Consider the following 22410-nt stretch of genomic DNA (forward strand, 5'->3'; position numbering starts at 1 on the left):
TGACATTCCTATCCTCTCTCTTTTTACTACGTTACATAATAACATCTTCTAATCCTTTTGACAGACTTGAACGAGCGTTTCATCAATAAATAACCATTTATCTATCACTTTATACTTTTAATTCACTACGTTTCTATGAAATCCATTTATAGCACTCTGCAATGACAGCGAATAACTTTCACTATCATCATTTTTATATATGACAAAAAAAGCGCACCCAATGGTGCGCTTCTTTTTACTGCCAAATCTATTAACCTAGATCTAAAAGCATATTACGGATGTGACCGATTGCTTTAGTTGGGTTAAGACCCTTAGGACATACAGATACACAGTTCATGATACCTTTACAACGGAACAATGAGAATGGGTCGTCAAGACGAGCCAAACGCTCTTGAGTTGCTGTATCACGAGAGTCAATGATGAAGCGATATGCGTTCAACAATGCTGAAGGACCCAAGAACTTGTCTGGGTTCCACCAGAATGATGGACATGAAGTTGAACAACATGCACAAAGAATACATTCGTACAAACCATCTAAATGTTCACGCTCTTCAGGAGACTGCAAACGCTCTTTAGGAGGCGCAGGCTGATTGTTGATTAGGAACGGATGGATTTTATTGTACTGATCGTAGAACTGATTCATATCTACAACCAAATCTTTAATTACTGGAAGACCTGGAAGTGGACGAATTGTGATCACTTCTGGTAAGTCGTTTAGGTTCCAAAGACACGCCAAACCATTTTTACCATTAATGTTTACACCATCAGAACCACAAATACCTTCACGACATGAACGACGGAATGTTAATGATTCGTCTTGAACTTTTAATGCTAGAAGTGCATCAAGCAACATACGATGCTTATCAGTCAACTCTAGTTTAAAAGTTTGCATGTACGGAGCTGCATCCTTATCAGGATCGTAGCGGTAGATATTAAATGTACGAGTACCTCTACTCATCTTACTTCTCCCAATTAGAATGTACGTGGTTTAGGCGGAATAGCATCTACAGATAAAGGCTTGTAACGTACTGGTTTGTACTCAAGACGGTTATCTACAGAGAACCATAAAGTGTGTTTCATCCACTCATCATCACGACGACCGTATGGGTAGTCAGCATGATCAGGTGGTAATTCAAAATCTACCACTGTATGCGCACCACGACATTCTTTACGTGCAGCCGCAGAAATCAGTGTCGCTTTCGCAACTTCATACAGGTTTTCAACTTCTAGAGCTTCAACACGCGCTGTGTTAAATACTTTAGATTTGTCTTTCAAGTGAATGTTACGTACACGTGGTTCGAGCGCAAGAATCTGTTTCACACCCTCTTCAAGAAGTGCAGATGTACGGAATACACCAGCGTGATCTTGAACGATGTCACGGATTGCATCTGCAACTTCTTGAGCATTTTCACCAGAAGTTGATTCATCAAGATGACGAACACGATTCAAAGTTTTTTCAAGAACAGTTGTAGGAAGCGGTGCATATTCATCACCGTGGTGTTTAGTTACATAGTCAACAATATGTTCACCAGCAGCTTTACCAAATACAACCAAGTCAAGCAATGAGTTTGTACCTAGACGGTTAGCACCGTGTACAGATACACATGAACATTCACCAATTGCATAGAAACCTTTCACTGGTTTAGTGAAATCACGGTCACCCGCATTGTGTGAGTACACACCAGTTTCTTTATTGTAGTTCGCAACCAAAGCTTCAGTTTCACGAGATACAGGAACAACCACTTGACCATGAATATTTGTAGGAATACCACCCATTTGGTAATGGATTGTAGGTACTACAGGAATTGGCTCTTTAGTGATGTCAACGTTCGCGAATTTCTTACCAATCTCAAATACAGATGGAAGACGTTTCATGATTGTTTCAGCACCAAGATGCGTCATATCAAGCAAGATGTAGTCTTTCTTAGGACCACAGCCACGACCTTCTTTAATTTCTTGGTCCATTGAACGTGATACGAAGTCACGAGGTGCCAAGTCTTTCAATGTCGGAGCATAACGTTCCATGAACGGCTCACCAGCATCGTTACGAAGGATCGCACCTTCACCACGACAACCTTCTGTCAACAATACGCCTGCGCCCGCAACACCTGTTGGGTGGAATTGCCAGAATTCCATATCTTGTAATGGAATACCTGCACGAGCTGCCATACCAAGACCGTCACCAGTGTTGATATAAGCGTTAGTAGATGCACGGTAAACACGACCAGCACCACCAGTAGCGAACAATGTTGCTTTACCTTGGAATACTGCAATTTTACCTGTTTCTTGGTCAATTGCTGTCACACCAAGCACATCACCCTCTTCATTACGGATCAAATCAAGTGCGATCCATTCAACGAAGAATTGAGTACCCATTTTCACGTTGCTTTGATAAAGCGTATGAAGAAGAGCGTGACCTGTACGGTCGGCAGCAGCACATGCACGTGGAACTGGTTTTTCACCATAGTTCGCAGCATGACCACCAAACGGACGTTGGTAAATTGTACCGTCAGCGTTACGGTCAAATGGCATACCTAGGTGTTCAAGCTCATATACAACTTGAGGCGCTTCACGAGTCATAAACTCAATTGCGTCTTGGTCACCTAACCAGTCAGAACCTTTAACTGTATCGTAGAAGTGGTAGTGCCAGTTATCTTCTTGCATGTTACCAAGAGATGCACCAATACCACCCTGCGCTGCAACAGTGTGTGAACGAGTTGGGAATACTTTAGTCAGTACAGCAACTTTCAAACCAGCTTGAGCAAGTTGGTAAGAAGCACGCATACCTGAACCACCACCACCAACGATGACTGCATCGAAAGTTAGGTGTGGAATATTTGTGTAATCTTCTTTAGGGGTTATAGCGCCCATGATATTTTCCTATCAATTTGCCCAAAAAATCTGGATCGCCCAGATCGCGTATGCAAATACTGCAACAATCACTGCAGAAGTCAGCACTAAACGCAGACCGTTTGCTGAAGGACCCATTTGACGAGTAGTCACATAGTCAGTGAATACTTGCCACATACCAATCCAAGCATGCGCAACAAGAGATAAGACAGACAATAAAGACATAATCTTCATTGGTGTTGTCATCATAAAGCCATACCATTGCTCAAAAGTGAATCCGCTATTGCAAAGGATCCAGCCCAGCACAACAATAGTATAAACAGCCAATACAACGGCACTTACACGTTGGATAAACCAATCGCGCGAACCTGATCCTGTTAAACCTGTAGCACTTTTCATTAGAGAACAATCCATACAAATGCTGCAACAATACCGATTGCAGACAAGATCAATGAAATAGTAGCTGCGATACGACCACTTTGAAGTTCTTCAGCAACGCCAAGATCTGCAAATAGATGCTTGATACCACCGATAAGGTGATAAATTAAGCCGGCTACAAATACCCATACGACAAAACGCACAATAAAGCTATCAAACACAGCTTGAACTTGCGCAAAACCTTCAGGTGAAGATAAAGATTTGTCTAAAATCCAAAGAAGGACCGGTACGAGTAAAAATACGATAACACCTGATAGACGGTGTAAAATTGATGCAATAGCCACAGGGGATTTTAAGTTTACGTCTAAAACTTGACCCATGGACAAATTGACAGGTCTGTTGCTTTTCACAGCGGGCATCCTGTAAGTAAAAACTCCATCCGGAGTTTGTTGGAATTAATTCGTAGGAAAGCTAGCATAGTCAGACATTACAATATAATAAACTCTGCAGCTGTCTGATCTTATAAACGACAGGGAATTATAAAACGTGAACTTTCAAAACACAAACGAAGACAATTAGGAATTTTGCAAAATATCCTTAAATAAGAATCATTAACAATAAATTTTCTAAAAACAAATACCTTATTTATCTAAGAAAATCATACTATGTTGTTGGTTTTTATCAGTTAAATGTAAATCTCACTTATTGTTTTTGTGTGTATATGGCGATTTAAACTTTTAGACTAAAGATGAACAAATCTAAATCTTTCTTTTCCCACTACATTTTAAAATCTTCCAACACATTCGCCAAGCCATAATCATAAAAATAAATGTGCATCATTTTCTCAAATAATAAAACTCAAAGATCATGAAACGAAATAAGTACTTAGTCTGTGCATAAAAATCTTAGCAACAGCAAATCTGTTTAATAAAATACCATTTTTTACCTTTCCAATGACAAAAATGCTCATTTATTGATCTTTTAAAGGCGTTTAATTAACTATTTTTTAACCAAACGAACTTTTTTTTTAGTACGATTAAGTCGTTTTAATTATGAATAAGAAAAAAGCAATTTAGAGCCACAGATGTATGTAAGTTACGAAAATTATAATAATTTAATGAAATAGCGGTCTTGTAATTCATATTTGTTTCAGAGTTTTTAAGAATTAAAAATTGCTTACAATTAAGGCAATAGGCTTTTTTTAATCTGCACCTCCCCTGCAAATTGACTTATTATACTGCGTCGGCACTGTGATTTTACTCATTTTTTAAGCGTATGAATTGTGCTTCATTTCAAGGAATGATCCTCAATTTATATCCATAAGTATAATTGACAAAATTTCAGTTCCCTCTAATCTTAGAGCAAATTTTTGATCTGTCTGATTCTCGCATTAAAAGATTAGTACTGAGTCAGATAAAACATTCACCAGGACAGGAGATCTATTGAATGTCTGAAGCAACTGGCAAAAAAGCCGTTTTACAGCTTGATGGCAAAGAAATTGACTTACCAATTTACAGTGGCACTCTAGGCCCAGATGTAATTGACGTTAAAGATGTGTTGGCCGCAGGTCACTTTACTTTTGATCCTGGTTTTGTCTCAACGGCTGCTTGTGAATCTAAAATCACTTTCATTGACGGCGGTAAAGGTGTTCTTCTACACCGTGGCTACCCAATCGACCAGCTTGCTACTAAAGCAGACTACTTAGAAACTTGCTACCTTCTTTTGAACGGCGAGCTTCCTACTGCTGAACAAAAACAAGAATTCGATGCTAAAGTTCGTAACCACACTATGGTTCACGATCAAGTTGGCCGTTTCTTCAATGGTTTCCGTCGTGACGCTCACCCTATGGCGATCATGTGTGGTGTTGTTGGTGCGCTTTCTGCGTTCTATCACAACGGTTTCGATGTTGAAAACATTGACCACCGCGAAATCACTGCTATTCGCTTAATCGCTAAAGTTCCTACTTTAGCTGCTTGGACTTACAAATACACAGTAGGCCAACCATTTGTTTACCCACGTAACGACTTAAGCTACGCAGAAAACTTCTTGTACATGATGTTTGCTACTCCTGCAGACCGTGATTACAAAGTTGACCCTATTCTTGCTAAAGCAATGGACCGTATCTTCACGCTTCATGCTGACCACGAACAAAACGCTTCTACTTCTACAGTACGTCTTGCTGGTTCTACTGGTGCTAACCCATACGCATGTATCGCTGCGGGTATCGCGGCTCTATGGGGACCTGCTCACGGCGGCGCGAATGAAGCTGTTCTTAAGATGCTTGACGAAATCGGCACTGTAGAAAACGTTGCTCCGTTCATGGAAAAAGTGAAAACTAAAGAAGTTAAACTTATGGGCTTCGGTCACCGAGTTTACAAAAACTTCGATCCACGTGCGAAAGTAATGAAAGAAACTTGTGACGAAGTGTTAACTGCACTTGGCATCAACGATCCACAACTTGCTTTGGCTATGGAACTTGAACGTATTGCGCTTTCTGACGAATACTTCATCAAACGTAACCTATACCCTAACGTAGACTTCTACTCAGGTATCATCCTTAAAGCGATTGGTATCCCAACAGAAATGTTTACCGTAATCTTCGCTCTTGCACGTACTGTTGGTTGGATTAGCCACTGGTTAGAAATGCACAGCGCACCTTACAAAATCGGTCGTCCTCGTCAGCTTTACACTGGCGAAACTCAACGCGATATCCAAGGTCGTTAATTCGAAAGAATTGTGCGAATCTAAAAACCGTCCCTTTGGGGCGGTTTTTTTATGCAGCTAGATTTATTTTGCACTTTAAAAAAGACCCATCTGACTGATTTTTAAACTCAATCATTAGATAAAACGATGCATCACAAACTATAAAGTATGCTGTTTATTGCTGAATGTATTTTAAATCGCCATTTTCTAGAAAGTCTCACACTGTTTCATCAGATAGCGTCATAAAAAAATCCTAATTCCACGTAGAAATTAGGCTGTAAACAAAAGGCTTAAATATTGATGATGCTTTATTTTAGCTTATTAAGTTAAGTAACTTTTATTAAGCAACCTTCTCTAAGCAACCGTCTCATAGTCTGTCAAGTCCACCTGTTTTAGACGCTGCTTTAACTGTTTCAGTGACCACGGCCAAGCTGCAAAATTGCGCCCATTGGCATCTAAGTAATAACTCTTACAACCACCACTATTAAAGACTGTAGTCTGTAGATGTGTCTGCACTTTTGCATTGTGATAGGCCAATACATTTGGCTTAATTTCAAGCCGCTGTATCTTCTCCTGTTTCATTTTCACCAAGGCATCGACGATATACCCAACCTGTGCTTCTGCAATCCCAATGAATGAGTCATAAACCAAAATATTTGGCCCGAGCACCAAGAAGGCATTAGGTACTTGCGCGATACTGGTACCCAAAAACGCTTCAGGAGAACTGTTTTTCCAAAGTTCTGACAATAACTCCCCTTTGGCATTTTTTACACGCTGCCCAATCGGCGGATGAGAAACTTCAAAACCTGTGCCCCAAATAATGACATCGACTTCATGACGTTCACCATTCGCAGCAATAACAGTATTACCTTCTATTTCAACTAAACCATGTGGTACAAGTTCGACATTGGCTTGCTGCAAAGCAGGATAATAGTTATTGGCAAATAAAAGACGCTTACAACCAATAGAAAAGTTTGGTGTAACTTTTTCACGTAATTCAGCATCTTGAATTTGTGTTTTCAACAACTGACGACCCAAATAATTCACAGGCTCTAAAAGCGAAGGATTACGTAGTCCTAAATTAATACCATTTAATATACCGGCCACACTTTTGCGCCAAGTTTCTTGTACTGTTGGAAAGCGGGTAATGATGCCTTTCGCACGGTCATTCAGTGGCAAATCTGCTTTTGGCAATACCCATGGTGCGGTACGTTGAAACACCACCACATTTTTGGCAATAGGTTGAATCTGAGGAATAAACTGAATCGCAGATGCCCCCGTACCAATCACCGCAATACGTTTATCTTTTAAGTCATAGGCATGGTTCCATCGCGCAGAATGGAACATTTCACCTTCAAAGCTTTCAATACCTTTAATTTTTGGAATTTGAGGTTCAGTAATCGGCCCAGTGGAAAAAATTACCGTTCTCGCCGCATACTTACCTTTGCTCGTCTCCAATTGCCATTGCTTTAATTCCTCATTCCATTCCGCTGCAATCAATTCACAGTTGAACTGAATGTTACGATAAAGCCCATGCTGCTCTGCCACATCCTCTAAGTAGTTCAGAATTTCAGGTTGCTTGGCAAATAAATGACTCCATTTATGACTCGGCGCAAATGAAAAAGAATACAACGCCGAAGGAACATCACATCCACAACCTGGATAGGTGTTGTCGCGCCATGTTCCTCCCACGCGATTAGCTTTTTCTAAAACCACATAATCGGTATAACCCCGTTCATTCATTTGATGAGCAGCAGCTAAACCTGATATCCCCGCACCAATCACGATGGTATCGTAGACACGCACTTGATTTTCTACGCTTGGTTTTTCTAGGCTAGGTTCTGACTCTGATTGGTCTTGTACTGCTTTTTTTGCTTTGGCAGAAGACGTTACAGTACGACGTGCATTAGTTTGCGTTGTTGCCTTTTTAGTTTGAGTTTTCTCTTGATCTAATGCTTTTACATCTTCGTCATGTAATTGTGTCGGCATATTCATGCTTTTGCTCCCGACTTTTTAATATAGTTGTTAAATAAGGGATAACCCACCCCCAATAAGCGGGTATAGGTTTGCGGGGATAGACGCTTTAACCACCAAAATAATTTGGCATCAGGTTGCGGAATGGTATACAACTTCCCTGCATCTAAATTATTCAATGTCAAATCGACGACATCGTGGCTCGTCGTAAATGCATGATTCATCAGCAGTTGATCAGCTAAGCCTGAATATCGATTGGGCAAGCGTCCATTCTTCATGATATTGGTCGGCACCAAGGTTGGGCACAGTACATTCACACGGATATTTGCCGATCGGAGCTCTGCCGATAAAGTTTCAGACAATGCCAACACACTCGACTTCGTCACGTTATATGCTGTCATTTCTGGTGCAGCGGTATATGCCGCAGCAGAAGCAACATTGATAATCGCGCCCCCCTGCTTATTTTGTTTCAACTTGGGTACAAAATAATGGCAGCCATGCACCACACCCCACAAATTAACATGCATGCACCACTGCCAGTCGTCTAAACTCAGTTCATCAAATTTACCACCCAGCCCGACGCCTGCATTGTTGATCACCAAGGTCACAGCATGCCCCATCAACTGCTCAGCTTGCTGTGACAGTGCTTTAACTTCTTCAGCCTTACCTACATCACACTGCACTGCATAAGCATTTGATGAGGTCATAGAATGAATTTGATCAACCGTTTCTTGCGCTGCTTCTAGATGAATATCGGCACAGACCACTGTCCCACCACGACGTGCCAACTCCAAAGCGAAACTTCGCCCAATACCACTGCCTGCACCGGTGACCACCGCATAGCCATTTTCACTTGGCTTGTTCTTTTTCCCAAATAGACCCATGGTTGTGTCCTTTTATCGTTTTAATGCTGGGGTAAATTCTTTGACAAAATAAGGTGTCAACACGCCATCAACAGGGTTCAACAAACGCTTTTTGTAATATTCAAGAAACGCAGAAGTATCATGATCATTCGGGTGAAAACTTGGTCGTAAATAGTCAAAAATATGCCCGAGGCTGCTACCATAGACACCATCTTTTAAACCAAAAATCAGTTGGAAACTGCGCGGAACATCTTTCCAGTAGCTTAGGCTAATCAAGTTCGACGGTTTTCTGTAAAACGGTACAATCGAAGCGCCTATCGAAATCAAACCCAAAATGGTAATTAATGCAGGGAAAAATCCTGCTATACGTAAAGCATAATTACCTGATAATTCTTGATAAACATCATAGGCAATGTCTTTGTGTTCAGACTCTTCCAACATATGCCACATCCAAATAGCGCGCTGCTTTTCATCTATTGAATTAAAAAAGATTTCTTCATGATTCATCATGTATTCCGCAAGCACTGCGGTGAAATGCTCAATTGCTGCCATTAAGGATAACTTCATTGGCTGTGGCATACGTTCAAAACCATAGGCAAAGACGTAGTGTTCTAACTTTCTAAAAAATTGCACAGGCAGATTTCTTGCACGATACGCTTCATTCATTTCTTCATGCATGCGTGAATGAATGGCCTCTTGCCCAATTAAGGATGTGACACGTTGTCTTAATACAGGATCTTGAATAAAGTCACGATGATATCGAGCAGTATCAATCACCAAATCTTCGCCACGAGTTAAGAAAATAGACAATGACGCAAAATAGGCACTGGCCAATTCTGCATTCATATAAAATTTTGGATCAATTTTTTCTGGTTCAAAATCAAATTTCATATGACGAATAGGAACAACGGCAGACTGTTTTGTTGGGTCAAAGACAGGGCCTGCAAATACGCGTGCTAACGTTTTTTTTATCGGTTGAAAAGCGCTCATGGTTTTGCTCTCAATTTGGGTGTTTACCGTTCATTGACTTCATGTCGATTAAAGTAAAAACACATAGATTGAGGATCAAATTAAGTGAGATAGATCACTAGGCCATTAGCAAAACCGACCTCTAGATTTGCAAAAATGCTCAAATATTTTCTTTGTCAGACAATCTATAAAACATCGGTGTTGTATGGCTCAAAAGCTTGTCATTAAAGGTCATGGCGTATTTTTTTGTGAGGGACGATTATTAGATTTTTTGCACTTCACCGGTCGCAGATTGATACACCCATTGATGATCAAACAGGCTGTCGTCTAAATGATCTAGTTTAAAATTACCGATAGCCACAGCATAGAATCCATTGCCCTGCTGCTTAAAATGTGTGATCTCTTGCATGAGTTCTTCAGTCAGTTGACCCATAATAAAGTCTGAAATCACTACCACATCGGCATGTACAAAATTCGGTTGTTTCAGCATGTCCACGGCATGATTCATCGCAGGGATAATATCTGTTCCCCCATGAAATGACTGCCCTAAAAAGTGAATGACATCATCCAAAGCACTATTATGTTGTAAATTCAGCGCGGTTAAATTGGTCGAGAAATTTACCAAATACATCGCTCGCTTTTCTTTTAGCGCTCGAATCGATAAATATAGACAAATCGCTTTGGAAATCAGTTCAGGTTGTCCATTCATTGAGCCACTGGTATCTAAGCAGACAATCATCGGGCCTTTTTGTCCGACTCGACGCTGTGTATGGCGTGGGTCTTCAATCACCCGTCCCTGTTGCTGACCTTGTCGATTAAAACTCATCAGGTTAGATTCTAAATATTTCAAATCAAATAAAACCTGCAAGTCTGGATCGGCTAATAGCGCCAACTCGCTAGGTAAAGCCATACTGATTTCTTGTGCCAATTTAATTCCAGTAATTTCCTCTTGCACCATCGGGGTGTGAATAAGCTGCTGTGGTTCTTGTTCTAACTGAGCAGAAATCCGCTTACGTGGCATATTCGGCTGTGCGCTTCCGATCATTTGACATAGACGTTTAAGCGCCCGATCTTGCTCGAGATAATTCGCCCATTGCTCAAAGTTCTGTACATCGTGCTCTGTTAATTGTCCTTTGGAATAGTCCAGAAAAATCCCTGTTTCAAACCCGACACTGTCATGGTGCTTGACCATTTTCGACAATGTCGCGAGAAAATCTTTGATTTCATCTAAAAAGGCATCTCGTTGTAAACGGAGCTGCTCAAACTCCCAATGTGCAATGGCTTCGGTCAATTTGCGCTGCCATTTGCCTTTGAATAGCTCAATGTGTAATTGAAGCTGCTGCTTGGTCAGCAATGGCTGTTGGCTCTGTTGCCACATTTCAGTGAATTCTGGAATCCCTAAGGTTTGCATAAAGGCGGCATATTCAGCACGGAATTGAACAAAATCACCCTGTTCCCAATGCTTTAACGCAAGCCAATATTCCAATTGCTGCTGGGCCGTTGCATAAGGATGCTGCTGATCTAAACTCGACTTTGCCTGAAAGGCCCATTCCTGAATTTTTTGATCGAGCTTTTTTGCAACTTTATGATCTTTCAACCAATGTTTTAAGCTGGATTGTTTTAATTCATCATAAAGTTGCGAACTTAATTCATCGAGTGCTGATTGGGTTTGTTGTCGTGACGGTTCTAATTGCGACATAACTGTTCCAGACGCTCACAATCTTGCAATTGCAACTGATATCTCGCCAATTGCTGCTCAATAGATTGAATCAAATGTTGAATATCCAGTTCAGCGACAAAGACCGATTTAAACTGATGCTTTTGGCCGTTAAAGCGTTCCATTAACAGATCCAATTCTGTTTGAAAATATGATTTGAGCCGTTGAACTTCGTGTAACAGCTCATATTGGCTTTGTGCTGAAAATGAGCTGCGTGGACTGCCTTTGGTATGTTTTATATACGGCGTCACCACTTCTTCTAAGCCGTAATAGCCACCTTTTAATGTACACACTCTTGAACCATTAAAATTACATACGATTCCACGCACTTCTTCACCGGTATCATCTAAGGCAAAGAAGTCCTTTTTCGTATCCATTTTATCCAGTTCGAGATACAACACTTTATCTTTATAGTGTCGATCTAGATTGGTCACTGCACGTAAGTAGTCAGTGCCATGAATTAAATAACTCTCATACACATCATCGGTATAATAAAAATGATTGAGCACCCGCTGTTCAAGTGCATCCTTCTCTGCCACATGCTGTTCGAATTGCAAACCGTAATTTAAGCCATTTTCAGCCAATACTTCATCTATCTGCTGCGAAACAAAGGCAATGTCTTCAGGCTGATTCCATAAGCAATGTTTTAAAATTAATAAATCACTCAAAATTACCGATGAACGATCATTTAAAAAAGCACAGGCTTTGACTAGATAAGCCACACGTTGCCAACGACGGTCAGAGACATAGACCACGTGATCTTCAAAGTTATGATTGAGTCGATTTTTAAGTTGATCAAACAGATTTAAAATCGATTCGGGTAATTCCACCTGATAAATCTGTTCCCGCCAATCTTGCAACTCCGCTTTTGTTATTTTTAAGGTCGCATCGACTTCAACACTGACTTGACTCGGCTTGGCCTGTAACAGTGCATGAAAGTTTTCTGCAACAGCAATCGGTGGCACTTCTAAACGCAAAATAAAACGATCATACAAGGCATCTAAGCCTTGATTGGGTTCAGGAATTTCATTCGATGCACTAACCAAAACATTCAATGGAACTTTTTGGACAATGTCACCATTTTTAAAACTCCGCTCATTCACCAAGGTCAGTAAAGTATTTAAAATTGCAGGGCTGGCTTTCCAAATTTCATCTAAAAAAGCAAAATCTGCTCGTGGTAAATAATGTTCTGTTTTACGAATGTATTGATCTTCTTTTAAGGCTTTAATCGATACTGGGCCAAAAATTTCTTCCGGCGTACTGAAACGATTCATCAAATATTCAAAATAGTCATGGACTTCAAAAGCAGAAGCAATTCGACGCGAAATCAAACTTTTTGCTGTGCCGGGCAAACCATATAAAAAGGTATTCATACCCGCAACACCAGCCAACAAACTCAAAGCAATAATCTGCTCGCGTTCATACATATTTTTACTGATTTCAGAAATTAAAGTATTAATCCGTGCTTGCATCTGATTATCTGTTTGACCGAAAACTAAATTGTAACGCCCTAACCGATGTTTCGCTGTAGCAGATGCAAAAATATCGCTTTTTAAATACAGCGCAACAGCGTGATATTGTATTTTCAGGTTATAGTAAAACTACACATCCCTTTGGAACTCTAGAAACTTTTCATCATGTTGCCCTTCTTTCCTACACTCATCCGACTGTTAAAACTTGAAGGTTTTAAATATCGATCCCTCACGGCAGGTGAAATATCCATGTGTCAGAGTGTATTTGGGGATTTGATTCAATATGAGCAAGTGAAAGTGATGAATCACCCTTTTTTGCCTTGGCAATCTGCGCATGTGGTCATGGCGCCTCAGGGGTATATCCATGCACGAAATTTACTGTTTAAAGCGGACTATGCCAAAGCGTCCTTAGGATATCGCGCCCTGTTTATTCATGAGATGACCCATGTTTATCAATACCAGCAGCAGATCAATGTTTTGGGTCGAGGCGCTGTGTTACAGATGGCGTATTTCTTCAGTTTTAAAAAATATAATCCTTACCGCTATACCCTCAAACCACACAAGGCATTTTTTGACTACAACATTGAGCAACAAGGTGACATTGCTCGTGACATCTATTTAAAGCGAATTAAAAATATTATTATATATCCAGAACTTGTTCATCAAATTGAGCTGTAAAGCGTCAATGCTCTTTGACGAATATTTATAGATAAAATTGAATATCGCCTGATCATTCTATTTCACACTAGTGCTCAGCCATTGACGCTATTTTAAGTACAAAAAAACAGCATTAATATTTACTTTATAGCACATAAGCTCAGCTAGGCTTTTAAAAGCTATGAATACCTCTAGTATCTCGCTTAAATTCAGATAAAATAGGTTCACCTTATTTTTTTGCTTTGCATCAAAACAAGTGAATTATCATACGATGATGGTGTTTTGTTTTCGCCTTTCGGCAGTATTTTTCGTATCTAAATACACTCGCTGAATAATCACAATAATACAAATCAGTGTGTTAAGTGTATTCACCTATAGGAATAGGATTTAGTTGGAATGAATAGTTTTAAAATTGCACTTGCTCAGTTCTCTCCGCATATTGGTAATCTAGAATCAAACGCAGCAAAAATGCTTCAACAAGCCAATGCTGCAAAAGAACAGAACGCAGATATTATTGTTTTTCCTGAACTTTCTACAGTTGGTTATCCTGCTGAAGATTTATTATTACGTCCAAGTTTAAATAAACGTACACAGCAAGCTTTTGAACAATTGGCGAACGTTAAGGACATCGTTTTAGTCTTTGGTTTTGTGAATCAAACTGAAGATGGTCAGCACTATAACTCTGCTGCTGTCATGAAAAATGGTCAAGTTCTCGGGATTTACAATAAACAAAATCTTCCAAACTATAGCGTTTTTGATGAAAAACGTTATTTCAGTGAAGGTCATCAACACCTTGTGTTTGAATATTTAGGTCATAAGTTTGGTGTGTTGATTTGCGAAGATGTTTGGGCATTACCAACTGTTCAACAGCTTGCTCAGTTAAATGTTGAAACCGCTTTGGTGTTGAATGCTTCACCTTATGAAGTTGGTAAACCACAGCATCGCATTGAAACCATGGCTGCATTGACCAAACAATTGAACATCAATCTGGTTTACTGCAACCAAGTGGGCGGTCAAGACGACCTTGTCTTTGATGGCACAAGCTTTGTGATGAACAATTCAGGTGAAGTTGCGTTGCAAGCACCAAGTTTTGTTGAAGATCTATATATCGCAGAATACGATGCTGAACAAAAAGCCTTTAAACCAGGTGCAATCACGCCTGTATTAAATACCATGGCTGAAATCTACCAAAGCCTTGTAATCGCAACCCGTGACTACGTACAACGTTCAGGCTTCCCTGGCGTGATTTTAGGTCTATCTGGTGGTATTGACTCAGCATTAACTTTAGCGATTGCTGCCGATGCGATTGGTGCCGATAAAGTTCAAGCGGTCATGATGCCATATACCTATACCGCGCAAATCAGCGTTGAAGATGCTGCTGAACAAGCCAAAAATATGGGTGTGACTTTTGGAATTGCCGAAATCAATCCAATTGTGAATGGCTTTATGCAAACCTTGTTCCCATTCTTTGGCAATGCACCGACAGATGCAACTGAAGAAAACCTACAAGCGCGTTCTCGCGGTACATTGTTAATGGCCTTATCGAATAAGTTCGGCAATTTAGTCCTTTCTACAGGGAACAAGTCTGAACTATCTGTAGGTTACTGCACATTGTACGGTGACATGGTCGGTGGCTTTGCAGTTCTTAAAGACGTATATAAAACGATTGTATTTGAACTAGCAAAATACCGTAACAGCATTTCAGAAACACCAGTGATCCCTGAACGTGTAATTACTCGTCCACCTTCTGCGGAACTTCGTGCAGATCAGAAAGACCAAGACTCATTACCTGAATATGAAGTATTGGATGCCATCTTGTATGCGTATATCGAAGAAGACATGAGCCAAGATGACATCATTGCCAAAGGTTTTGATGCTGAAGTCGTGAAAAAAGTCATCCGTTTGGTTGATCTAAACGAATACAAACGTCGCCAAGGCGCGATCGGTCCACGTATCAGCTCACGTGCATTTAGCCGTGAACGTCGCTACCCGATCGTGAATGGTTGGAAACCGGGTATCTAATTACTCGATTTAAATTAAAAAAAGCCCAGTTATAGAACTGGGCTTTTTTATAGGCGCAAAATACGCAGCAGTAAAAATAAAAAATAATTGAGAAGTATATTTCAAAAGTCAGGTCATAAAATAATGCAGTTAAAGATTTGTGTTCTCTTTTTTTTTTAAATAAACATCGTGAATAGATCATTTTATTAGTGCTGTAATTATTTCAATCTATTTGACTTTTTCTAGGCACAAAAAAAGAGACCAAGCTGAGAGCTTGGTCTATAAAAATGGTGGCTATGACGAGACTTGAACTTGTGACCCCCGCATTATGAGTGCGGTGCTCTAACCAACTGAGCTACATAGCCGTAAACTGTGGTGGCATTATCTAGATTTCACACATTATCGTCAAGCATTTTTGTTTGCAATTGTTCAGAGTTTAAACAAGCAAAGTTCAAGATGTTACTATTTAAGCAAATTATGCTATTTTTAGCCCTATTTACTATATTTTTTGATTAAAAATTAGAGTTTTATCATGCAATTCAATTCGATAAAAAAAGCCTGTCTGACCCTCAGCCTTGCCGTCATGACCTTAACGGGCTGCCAAATCGTCTCACCTATTTTTGTTGACTATAATGGTGTGCGACGTGATGTGGCGACTTGGATTAATAAACAGCCTTTATTGAGCATGCAACAAAAGCGCAGCATGGCTCAACTTAGCCGAGCACAGCAATCAATCATTCGTCTCGACTTCAATGATCAGGAGAAATTAGTCAGTGTTGCGCGCGCTAATGAAGCTGCGATGTATTGTGCCAATCAGCATTTATCAGCGCGACAAATTCAACGCCTGCAAAAACAGATTTTCCCTGAAGATGCGTTGCATAAATTAAGCTTGCTTGAGCAACAAGCGTTGCATATTACCCTGACAGAGCAAGAGAAACGGTGTGATTGAAACCATGTCCACTGATGGATGAATTATCTAGGCTCAATTTTTTCAGCACCAAATTGTCTTACAATCTAGACATAGCTGCTTACATTATTGAGCATTTTTGCTATCGCTAAGCGAGGTGAAAACAAGTCTATATTTTTGCAATATTTTTATTGCAAATTTCGCAATATCCTTATGAATTTACTTGGTTTTATTCCCAAATAAAAAAGCGTATGATGAAACTATGATCAATGTAAGTAGCACTTTTTTTCAGGTTTTTCCATCCAAATTCAATTGATCAGATAAGGAGAAATAAGATGGCTTTAAATAATATTTTAGTTCCAGTGGACGGTTCAGAAACTTCTTATGCTGCGGTGGCTAAAGCTGTCGAGTTTGCAAAAACTTTTGGCAGTAAAATTACTGTGGTTCAAGTACTGACGCTCGATCCATATATTGCTGCAGAGTATATTTCAGCAACACAAACCAATGATTTAATTGAACGTGCTCGTGCATCGATTTTAAATACACTTGAAGAAGCAAAAGCGAAATTTTCAACTGAAGGTGTCACTGTTGAAACTCGCTTACTTGAAGGTCAAGTGGTGCATACTGAACTGGTTAAAGCTGCAGAAGAAACACATGCGGACTTGATTATCATTGGTTCACATGGCCGTACAGGGATCAAAAAATTCTTCTTGGGCAGCGTAGCTCAAAGTGTACTGGGTGCTTCAGACATTCCTGTTTTGGTTGTGCGCAAATAAGCCATTAGATTTATAGCGTGAAATAAAAAGCCTTCTGATCCTAGAGGGCTTTTTTATTGACTGCGTCATCAATATTAAAAACGCTAAGTTTAAGGCAAGGATTTTTTAGGGTAACCATTGATATTGTTTCAATGAGATGCGTCCATTCACCACAAAGACATTTTCAGCTGCCAATTTCAATTGCTGGATATTTTCACCTTTTTCATTGCAACGCTGCGTGCTGATTTTTCCTTGCGCATTGACCACCCGATGCCATGGGATCGTTGATGTTGCATCTAGATGCTTGAGTACATAGCCAACCAGTCGTGCATGCTTAGGTAAACCCGCTAATTTGGCAATTTGTCCATAAGTGGCAATCTTTGCTTGCGGTATCAATTGAATGACCGACAAAATTTGCGTTGCCAACTCATCACTCTGCTTCATCTGATCTCCTTTGAGCCGCATAAAAAAGAGAACCCGAAGGTTCTCTTTGATTAATATTTAATTTTGACAGATTAGTACAGTAATAGGTTGTGATCGATTAGATCTTGTAAAGTCACATCGGTATTTTTCAAAGTGAGTAATTCAACTTTATCACCAAATTTAGATCCTGTTCCATCACGATCAATGCTGATCACAGTGTTGCCCTTGCCATCAGATTTAACCGAAACAAACTGATCAATATTCGACTGATTGACATTTTGACCTTGTAACAAGGCTTTGATATTCACTTTATCGCCTACAGACGCATTAAAGTCATTCCAAGTATCATGTCCATTACCGCCCGTTGCATCGGCTTGATCCAATACTTTATAAATAACCGTATCAATGCCCGCTTTGGTGTTGAATTGATCATTGCCTACTTTATCTGTCACAGTGACTTCAATGGTTTCACCATTGGTTAATTAATTTTTAAATTCAACATCAAAATTCCCTGATAAATCCACTGTGCCTGCGCCAATGACTTTGCCATCTTGATCTTTTACTTCTACCGTTGTACCCGGCTCACCTTCACCTGTGACGTGCTCACCATCATCGGTGATCACCACATCTTTAGACGCGTCAGGTTTAGTCGTATCTTTAGAACCACCAGAATAATCAGATTCACCAACAATAGCTGCACCCAATAAACCAGCACCATCTGCTCCCGCAATTCAGGGTAAAATTACATCCGTCAATGAATCGTTATAAAGCAGCAGTTTAATTTCTTCTAAAAGTTGATACTGAATAACATCCGCAATATCACCATTGGCTGTTGTAAATTTTGCCCAATACCATGTACCGTCTTCACCCTCAAATACCAAACTATTGTCTGGTGTCGCCTCACTAAAATAGTTTTGTACAGTAATCACTTCCCCATTTTTTAAGGTGATTATTACGTCAGCACCATTCTTTGTAATTGAAGTAACATCCTCTTTCCGGATTTTGAGTACGATGACAGAATTTTTGATAAGCCCAACTTGATTGGATTCAACTTGATACAAAACTTTATGACTTTCTTTAGAAATGACAGAAATTTACGACATAGGTAAAACCTCATTTATTTACATTAGGGCCGTTTTTATGTTTTTTTGGTTTTGTAATGAGTTGTTGGTGATTAATAATTTCTTTAATTACAAATCATTAAAAACAATTTTTTAATTGTGTGCCTTATATCACGCTTTATTTCTTTTTTGCACAATTGCTTGAATATTGTAATATTTTTATTCGTTCGTTCAGATTTTAGATCCATCTTTATACAAGCAATAACAAACACTTATTTGTGTGATGCAAGTCACAATAATACCGATGAATGACCAGTCATAATTTCCCGACTTTTGATGTTACTTGATGGAACACAACTAGAAATAAAAAAGGAAATGCCCAAGCATTTCCTTTTTTAAGTCAAACAAATCAGTTTTAGAAGTTTTCGGGGTTCTCTAAACGACGAACTTCTAGCACTTTTTCTGGGTTATGCACCGCAGCAACACCATCATCCGCTTTGGTATCTATTAACGCTTCTGGGTTATAAACCGTAATGGTTTCATTACCATGGATATCTTCACCCACAATATATTGGAAACCCTTTTTATTCATTTTATGGCACATTCTTTGATACCATCCTTTGAAGCCTTTGGTTTCTTCATTAGGATTGTAATAAAAAGCATTCATCACAGCAGGTAAACCTAGACCACACACGAGCCCCGACATTAATACCGCAATAAATGTATATCCAATCAAAATACTACTGTATTCACTAAGTTCAGGAATATTGGCAACAGCGAGGATCAAAGCCAATGAAATGCCTCCACGAACCCCACCCCAGGATAAAATCGCAAGACTACCGTTATAGCTTTTTTTACGGAAACTCGGGAAAAATGCGAAAGATAAATAGTTTGCTGCAAAGCGCGATGCATGCAAAATAATAAACGCCACCATGCCGCCTAAAATCAAGCTAAGACTTAAATCTAAGATAAATAACTCAAGACCGATCAGGGTAAATAAAAAGGAATTGATGATTCCTTCCACGGTATGCCAGAAATGATTCACTTCCCTGATTTCTCGCTCTTGAAGAATTTCTTTCCATTTATTCCCAACGATCAAACCACCAATAACACATGCGATTGGTGCAGATGCATGTGCGAATAAAGCGACTAGATAAGAACCACTTGCCAACAACGCTGTGGTTAAAATCAAGGATTCCATTTCATGTTTACCACGGAGTAAACGTAATATTCCTAAACCAAATGCCCAACCAATGATGACTGCGACAACAATTTCATATAACAGTGTTTCAAGCGTACCAATGACGGTAAAATGTTCACCTTGCAAAACATTGAGTAAGGTCATAAACACGGCAATACACATGGCATCATTAAAGAGCGATTCGCCTTCTAATTTCACCATCAAATGATGTGGCGCACGTACAGAACTTAATACACCTTTAACCCCAATTGGGTCAGTCGCACCTAAAGCAGCGCCTAATAATAACAACACCAATAAATCAACATGATGACCAATTAAGAACTGATAACCATATAAAGCAACACCAAAAAACACCGCACAAAGCACCAAGGCAATACTGGCCAAAATACTGATCGGCTTCCAATGCAAACGTAAATCGGAAACTTTAAATTTCAAGGCAGATGAGGTCAAAATAAAACAAATCACGCCATTAATTAAAAAGTCGTAAAAGTCGATATGACGAACTGCCTCTTCAATATTGTGTAAATTAATCGTCACAAATTGATTGCCATTGAGCAAACTTGCGCCCCATTGCAAAATAAAGACAAAAATTGCAGAAACAATGGGAACACCTATGGCTTGTGGAAAGCCCAAGATACGTTTATTAAAAATCGTGGTTGCAATCGAAAGTGCAAAAATAACGGTAAAAACCTGTAGAAAAAAATAATTTCCCATTTCGTTCCCAATTTTGGTGCTGTGTCGCCTACAGAGTGAGATATAGGTATTTTGAAAATAAATACCAAATTATTTAGTATTTAAAAATAAAATATTCTAACGAATTTTATCTAAATTCCGTGTATCAATTCAGTTTTTTTCACATCTTTTATCAAGATCATTTAACATAGCAAGCCTGCATAAATTTTATGCATTTTCATCATCTACATGATTTCTCCTATGCATCAGACTATTAAAACTGTTTTTCGACTCTTTTTTGCTGCTGTGATTTTTATCATTACGGCGGCCCTGCTCCTCACTTGCTATAGCAAGTCACAGGAAATTTTACGTGCTGACCACTATTTTAGTCAGGCAAAAACGATCTCACTGGATTCAACACCCAAAGAACAATTGGTTTTGGTCTCCAATAATGAATCACCCGATCGTGCGATTTTTATCATGCTGGCGAATAATGGTTATCTTGCCAAAATGAATTGTGAAAACTATGCACAAGATATTTGTCTAGATGAATTTAATCAGCAACACACCCGACAAATTCAACACCTCGATTTACTAAAAATCGGACAATTTCAATATATCCAAAATGTGAGTTTCACCAATAGCCGCACTGGACAAAAAAAACAATTACGCTATAGCGATGCCCAGTTAAAACAGTTCTATCAAAACGATATTTCAAGCCTTAAATATACAGTTTTTGGCGTGGCTTTATTTGCATTTGCCGCCTTGTATGTGAGCTATCGTATTGTTCGAAACTTTAGATCATTTCTCAACAAATAAGCTTCAATCTATTTTTCAATGAAAAAAAGAGGATGTTTTGCATCCTCTTTTTTGTTTTAAATGGCTTGATTAAAGGTATCACAGCTATTGATATTGCCTGATTTCAACCCTGTCTGGAACCATTTCATACGTTGTTCGCTGGTGCCGTGCGTGAAACTGTCTGGGACCACTTGCCCTGTTGCACTTTTCTGTAAATAGTCATCACCAATCTTATGCGCAGCGTCCATCGCTTCTTCTACATCACCCTGCTCTAAAAATTGGGTACGCTGTTGATTATGATGCGCCCAAATACCCGCAAAGCAGTCTGCTTGTAGTTCTTGCATAACCGAATAACGATTACCTTCAGCTTTAGACGCTTGCGCACGGGCCTGCTGAACTTGCTCAGAAATGCCTAAAATCGTTTGGATATGATGTCCAACTTCATGGGCAACCACATAGGCTTGCGCAAAATCACCCGCCTGATCTTGGCGACTCAATTCTGTTTGATTTTGTTCACCCGTGATGCCCATTTGCGTACGCATATCTTTAAAGAATGCAGTATCAATATAGACCTTCTGATCTGCTGGGCAATAAAACGGCCCCATTGCCGCTTGTGCTGTACCACAACCTGAATTGACCACACCATTAAACATAACCAATTTAGGCGCTTTATACTGAGCATTTAACTGTTCTTGAAAGACTTTATTCCACGTATCTTCCGTATCGGCCAAAACAGTGCCAACAAAATCCATCGCTTCTTGTTGTTCCGGTGTTGGATTATCCAGACCTTTGACTTCAGCCGTTTGACCCTGTGAAGTCACTTGTTTGGTCGCCTGATAAGCTTGCTGCGGATCTACACCAAAAAATTTCCACGCAACAAATGCCACAACTAAACCGAGAATACTAATACCACCCGCTTTTGCACCGCCACCACCGCGACGGTCTTCTACGTTTGAACTAACTCTTCGACCTTTCCAGCGCATAGTGATCTTCCTTATATAAAATAGTT

Annotated in this window: 21 protein-coding genes and 1 tRNA gene; 6 read left to right on the forward strand and 16 right to left on the reverse strand. The window is 39.6% G+C overall.

Going from position 1 to position 22410, the window contains the following annotated elements:
* Positions 1 to 250: 250 nt before the first annotated feature.
* Genes B1201_RS07605 through sdhC form a run of 4 tightly spaced genes read right to left on the reverse strand, consistent with a single transcriptional unit; the run spans position 251 to position 3647 of the window.
* Positions 251 to 958, reverse strand: a complete 708-nt coding sequence (locus B1201_RS07605; RefSeq protein ID WP_078189905.1) for a succinate dehydrogenase iron-sulfur subunit — start codon at positions 956 to 958, stop codon at positions 251 to 253.
* Between the two features lie 14 nt (positions 959 to 972).
* The gene (gene sdhA, locus B1201_RS07610) at positions 973 to 2871 is read right to left on the reverse strand and encodes a succinate dehydrogenase flavoprotein subunit (RefSeq protein WP_078192991.1); all 1899 of its coding nucleotides are present in this window, start codon (positions 2869 to 2871) and stop codon (positions 973 to 975) included.
* A gap of 12 nt (positions 2872 to 2883) precedes the next feature.
* A complete protein-coding gene (gene sdhD / locus B1201_RS07615; RefSeq protein ID WP_078192992.1) occupies positions 2884 to 3249 on the reverse strand; it encodes a succinate dehydrogenase, hydrophobic membrane anchor protein in 366 nt (121 codons plus the stop codon).
* On the reverse strand, positions 3249 to 3647 hold the full coding sequence (sdhC, locus tag B1201_RS07620) for a succinate dehydrogenase, cytochrome b556 subunit (RefSeq protein ID WP_078192993.1): 399 nt from the start codon (positions 3645 to 3647) through the stop codon (positions 3249 to 3251). The genes sdhD and sdhC overlap by 1 nt, the downstream gene beginning before the upstream one ends.
* Before the next feature lie 1027 nt (positions 3648 to 4674).
* Between sdhC and gltA the strand changes: the two genes are divergently transcribed.
* A complete protein-coding gene (gltA, locus tag B1201_RS07625; RefSeq protein WP_078189909.1) occupies positions 4675 to 5952 on the forward strand; it encodes a citrate synthase in 1278 nt (425 codons plus the stop codon).
* A 333-nt stretch (positions 5953 to 6285) separates the two neighbouring features.
* Here gltA and B1201_RS07630 read toward each other — a convergent pair whose 3' ends face one another.
* The 5 genes from B1201_RS07630 to B1201_RS07650 form a co-directional block, all read right to left on the reverse strand.
* Positions 6286 to 7926: a flavin-containing monooxygenase gene (locus B1201_RS07630; RefSeq protein ID WP_078192994.1), complete on the reverse strand. Its 1641-nt coding sequence runs from the start codon at positions 7924 to 7926 to the stop codon at positions 6286 to 6288.
* Positions 7923 to 8789 (reverse strand): SDR family NAD(P)-dependent oxidoreductase, encoded by an 867-nt coding sequence (locus B1201_RS07635; RefSeq protein ID WP_078192995.1) that lies wholly within the window; start codon positions 8787 to 8789, stop codon positions 7923 to 7925. The genes B1201_RS07630 and B1201_RS07635 overlap by 4 nt, the downstream gene beginning before the upstream one ends.
* A 12-nt stretch (positions 8790 to 8801) precedes the next feature.
* The gene (locus B1201_RS07640; protein ID WP_078192996.1) at positions 8802 to 9758 is read right to left on the reverse strand and encodes a metal-dependent hydrolase; all 957 of its coding nucleotides are present in this window, start codon (positions 9756 to 9758) and stop codon (positions 8802 to 8804) included.
* Between the two features lie 241 nt (positions 9759 to 9999).
* Complete coding sequence (locus B1201_RS07645; protein ID WP_078192997.1) at positions 10000 to 11436, reverse strand: VWA domain-containing protein; 1437 nt, start codon at positions 11434 to 11436, stop codon at positions 10000 to 10002.
* Complete coding sequence (locus B1201_RS07650) at positions 11424 to 12926, reverse strand: AAA family ATPase (protein WP_078192998.1); 1503 nt, start codon at positions 12924 to 12926, stop codon at positions 11424 to 11426. Before B1201_RS07650 ends, B1201_RS07645 begins: the two co-directional genes overlap by 13 nt.
* Before the next feature lie 162 nt (positions 12927 to 13088).
* Between B1201_RS07650 and B1201_RS07655 the strand changes: the two genes are divergently transcribed.
* Both B1201_RS07655 and B1201_RS07660 read left to right on the forward strand, forming a co-directional pair.
* Positions 13089 to 13604, forward strand: a complete 516-nt coding sequence (locus B1201_RS07655) for a hypothetical protein (protein ID WP_171263770.1) — start codon at positions 13089 to 13091, stop codon at positions 13602 to 13604.
* Between the two features lie 375 nt (positions 13605 to 13979).
* Positions 13980 to 15605, forward strand: a complete 1626-nt coding sequence (locus B1201_RS07660) for an NAD+ synthase (protein ID WP_078193000.1) — start codon at positions 13980 to 13982, stop codon at positions 15603 to 15605.
* 267 nt (positions 15606 to 15872) lie between these two features.
* Here the strand turns inward: B1201_RS07660 and B1201_RS07665 are convergent.
* Positions 15873 to 15949 (reverse strand) — tRNA-Met (locus tag B1201_RS07665).
* 167 nt (positions 15950 to 16116) lie between these two features.
* Between B1201_RS07665 and B1201_RS07670 the strand changes: the two genes are divergently transcribed.
* Positions 16117 to 16533, forward strand: a complete 417-nt coding sequence (locus B1201_RS07670; RefSeq protein WP_078193001.1) for a hypothetical protein — start codon at positions 16117 to 16119, stop codon at positions 16531 to 16533.
* Between the two features lie 293 nt (positions 16534 to 16826).
* The gene (locus B1201_RS07675) at positions 16827 to 17267 is read left to right on the forward strand and encodes a universal stress protein (RefSeq protein ID WP_078193002.1); all 441 of its coding nucleotides are present in this window, start codon (positions 16827 to 16829) and stop codon (positions 17265 to 17267) included.
* Between the two features lie 105 nt (positions 17268 to 17372).
* On the opposite strand, the gene B1201_RS07680 is transcribed toward B1201_RS07675, so the two are convergent.
* From B1201_RS07680 to B1201_RS07700, 5 genes are all read right to left on the reverse strand, one after another.
* Positions 17373 to 17690, reverse strand: a complete 318-nt coding sequence (locus tag B1201_RS07680) for an MGMT family protein (RefSeq protein ID WP_078193003.1) — start codon at positions 17688 to 17690, stop codon at positions 17373 to 17375.
* A gap of 71 nt (positions 17691 to 17761) precedes the next feature.
* Complete coding sequence (locus B1201_RS07685) at positions 17762 to 18121, reverse strand: type I secretion C-terminal target domain-containing protein (protein WP_171263763.1); 360 nt, start codon at positions 18119 to 18121, stop codon at positions 17762 to 17764.
* A 30-nt stretch (positions 18122 to 18151) separates the two neighbouring features.
* Positions 18152 to 18373: an Ig-like domain-containing protein gene (locus B1201_RS07690; protein ID WP_078193005.1), complete on the reverse strand. Its 222-nt coding sequence runs from the start codon at positions 18371 to 18373 to the stop codon at positions 18152 to 18154.
* Positions 18374 to 18400: 27 nt separating this feature from the next.
* Entirely contained in the window at positions 18401 to 18763 is a 363-nt protein-coding gene (locus B1201_RS07695; protein WP_143221679.1) for a BapA/Bap/LapF family prefix-like domain-containing protein, read from the reverse strand.
* Between the two features lie 382 nt (positions 18764 to 19145).
* Positions 19146 to 20645 carry a cation:proton antiporter gene (locus tag B1201_RS07700; protein WP_078193007.1) on the reverse strand — a complete coding sequence of 500 codons (1500 nt, stop codon included), beginning with the start codon at positions 20643 to 20645 and terminating at the stop codon, positions 19146 to 19148.
* Between the two features lie 219 nt (positions 20646 to 20864).
* Between B1201_RS07700 and B1201_RS07705 the strand changes: the two genes are divergently transcribed.
* On the forward strand, positions 20865 to 21422 hold the full coding sequence (locus B1201_RS07705) for a hypothetical protein (RefSeq protein WP_078193298.1): 558 nt from the start codon (positions 20865 to 20867) through the stop codon (positions 21420 to 21422).
* Between the two features lie 56 nt (positions 21423 to 21478).
* On the opposite strand, the gene B1201_RS07710 is transcribed toward B1201_RS07705, so the two are convergent.
* Positions 21479 to 22384, reverse strand: coding sequence for a neutral zinc metallopeptidase (locus B1201_RS07710; protein ID WP_078193008.1), 906 nt, complete (start codon positions 22382 to 22384; stop codon positions 21479 to 21481).
* Positions 22385 to 22410: the final 26 nt, after the last annotated feature.

Origin of the sequence: Acinetobacter sp. ANC 5600 (genome assembly GCF_002018395.1) — a bacterium.
GTDB classification, from domain to species: domain Bacteria; phylum Pseudomonadota; class Gammaproteobacteria; order Pseudomonadales; family Moraxellaceae; genus Acinetobacter; species Acinetobacter amyesii.

Excerpts from the sequence above, each read along its gene's own strand:
- B1201_RS07605 (WP_078189905.1), bottom strand. The coding sequence starts at position 958 with ATGAGTAGAGGTACTCGTACATTTAATATCTACCGCTACGATCCTGAT.
- sdhA (WP_078192991.1), bottom strand. The coding sequence starts at position 2,871 with ATGGGCGCTATAACCCCTAAAGAAGATTACACAAATATTCCACACCTA.
- sdhD (WP_078192992.1), bottom strand. The coding sequence starts at position 3,249 with ATGAAAAGTGCTACAGGTTTAACAGGATCAGGTTCGCGCGATTGGTTT.
- sdhC (WP_078192993.1), bottom strand. The coding sequence starts at position 3,647 with ATGCCCGCTGTGAAAAGCAACAGACCTGTCAATTTGTCCATGGGTCAA.
- gltA (WP_078189909.1), top strand. The coding sequence starts at position 4,675 with ATGTCTGAAGCAACTGGCAAAAAAGCCGTTTTACAGCTTGATGGCAAA.
- B1201_RS07630 (WP_078192994.1), bottom strand. The coding sequence starts at position 7,926 with ATGAATATGCCGACACAATTACATGACGAAGATGTAAAAGCATTAGAT.
- B1201_RS07635 (WP_078192995.1), bottom strand. The coding sequence starts at position 8,789 with ATGGGTCTATTTGGGAAAAAGAACAAGCCAAGTGAAAATGGCTATGCG.
- B1201_RS07640 (WP_078192996.1), bottom strand. The coding sequence starts at position 9,758 with ATGAGCGCTTTTCAACCGATAAAAAAAACGTTAGCACGCGTATTTGCA.
- B1201_RS07645 (WP_078192997.1), bottom strand. The coding sequence starts at position 11,436 with ATGTCGCAATTAGAACCGTCACGACAACAAACCCAATCAGCACTCGAT.
- B1201_RS07650 (WP_078192998.1), bottom strand. The coding sequence starts at position 12,926 with ATGCAAGCACGGATTAATACTTTAATTTCTGAAATCAGTAAAAATATG.
- B1201_RS07660 (WP_078193000.1), top strand. The coding sequence starts at position 13,980 with ATGAATAGTTTTAAAATTGCACTTGCTCAGTTCTCTCCGCATATTGGT.
- B1201_RS07670 (WP_078193001.1), top strand. The coding sequence starts at position 16,117 with ATGCAATTCAATTCGATAAAAAAAGCCTGTCTGACCCTCAGCCTTGCC.
- B1201_RS07675 (WP_078193002.1), top strand. The coding sequence starts at position 16,827 with ATGGCTTTAAATAATATTTTAGTTCCAGTGGACGGTTCAGAAACTTCT.
- B1201_RS07680 (WP_078193003.1), bottom strand. The coding sequence starts at position 17,690 with ATGAAGCAGAGTGATGAGTTGGCAACGCAAATTTTGTCGGTCATTCAA.
- B1201_RS07700 (WP_078193007.1), bottom strand. The coding sequence starts at position 20,645 with ATGGGAAATTATTTTTTTCTACAGGTTTTTACCGTTATTTTTGCACTT.
- B1201_RS07705 (WP_078193298.1), top strand. The coding sequence starts at position 20,865 with ATGCATCAGACTATTAAAACTGTTTTTCGACTCTTTTTTGCTGCTGTG.
- B1201_RS07710 (WP_078193008.1), bottom strand. The coding sequence starts at position 22,384 with ATGCGCTGGAAAGGTCGAAGAGTTAGTTCAAACGTAGAAGACCGTCGC.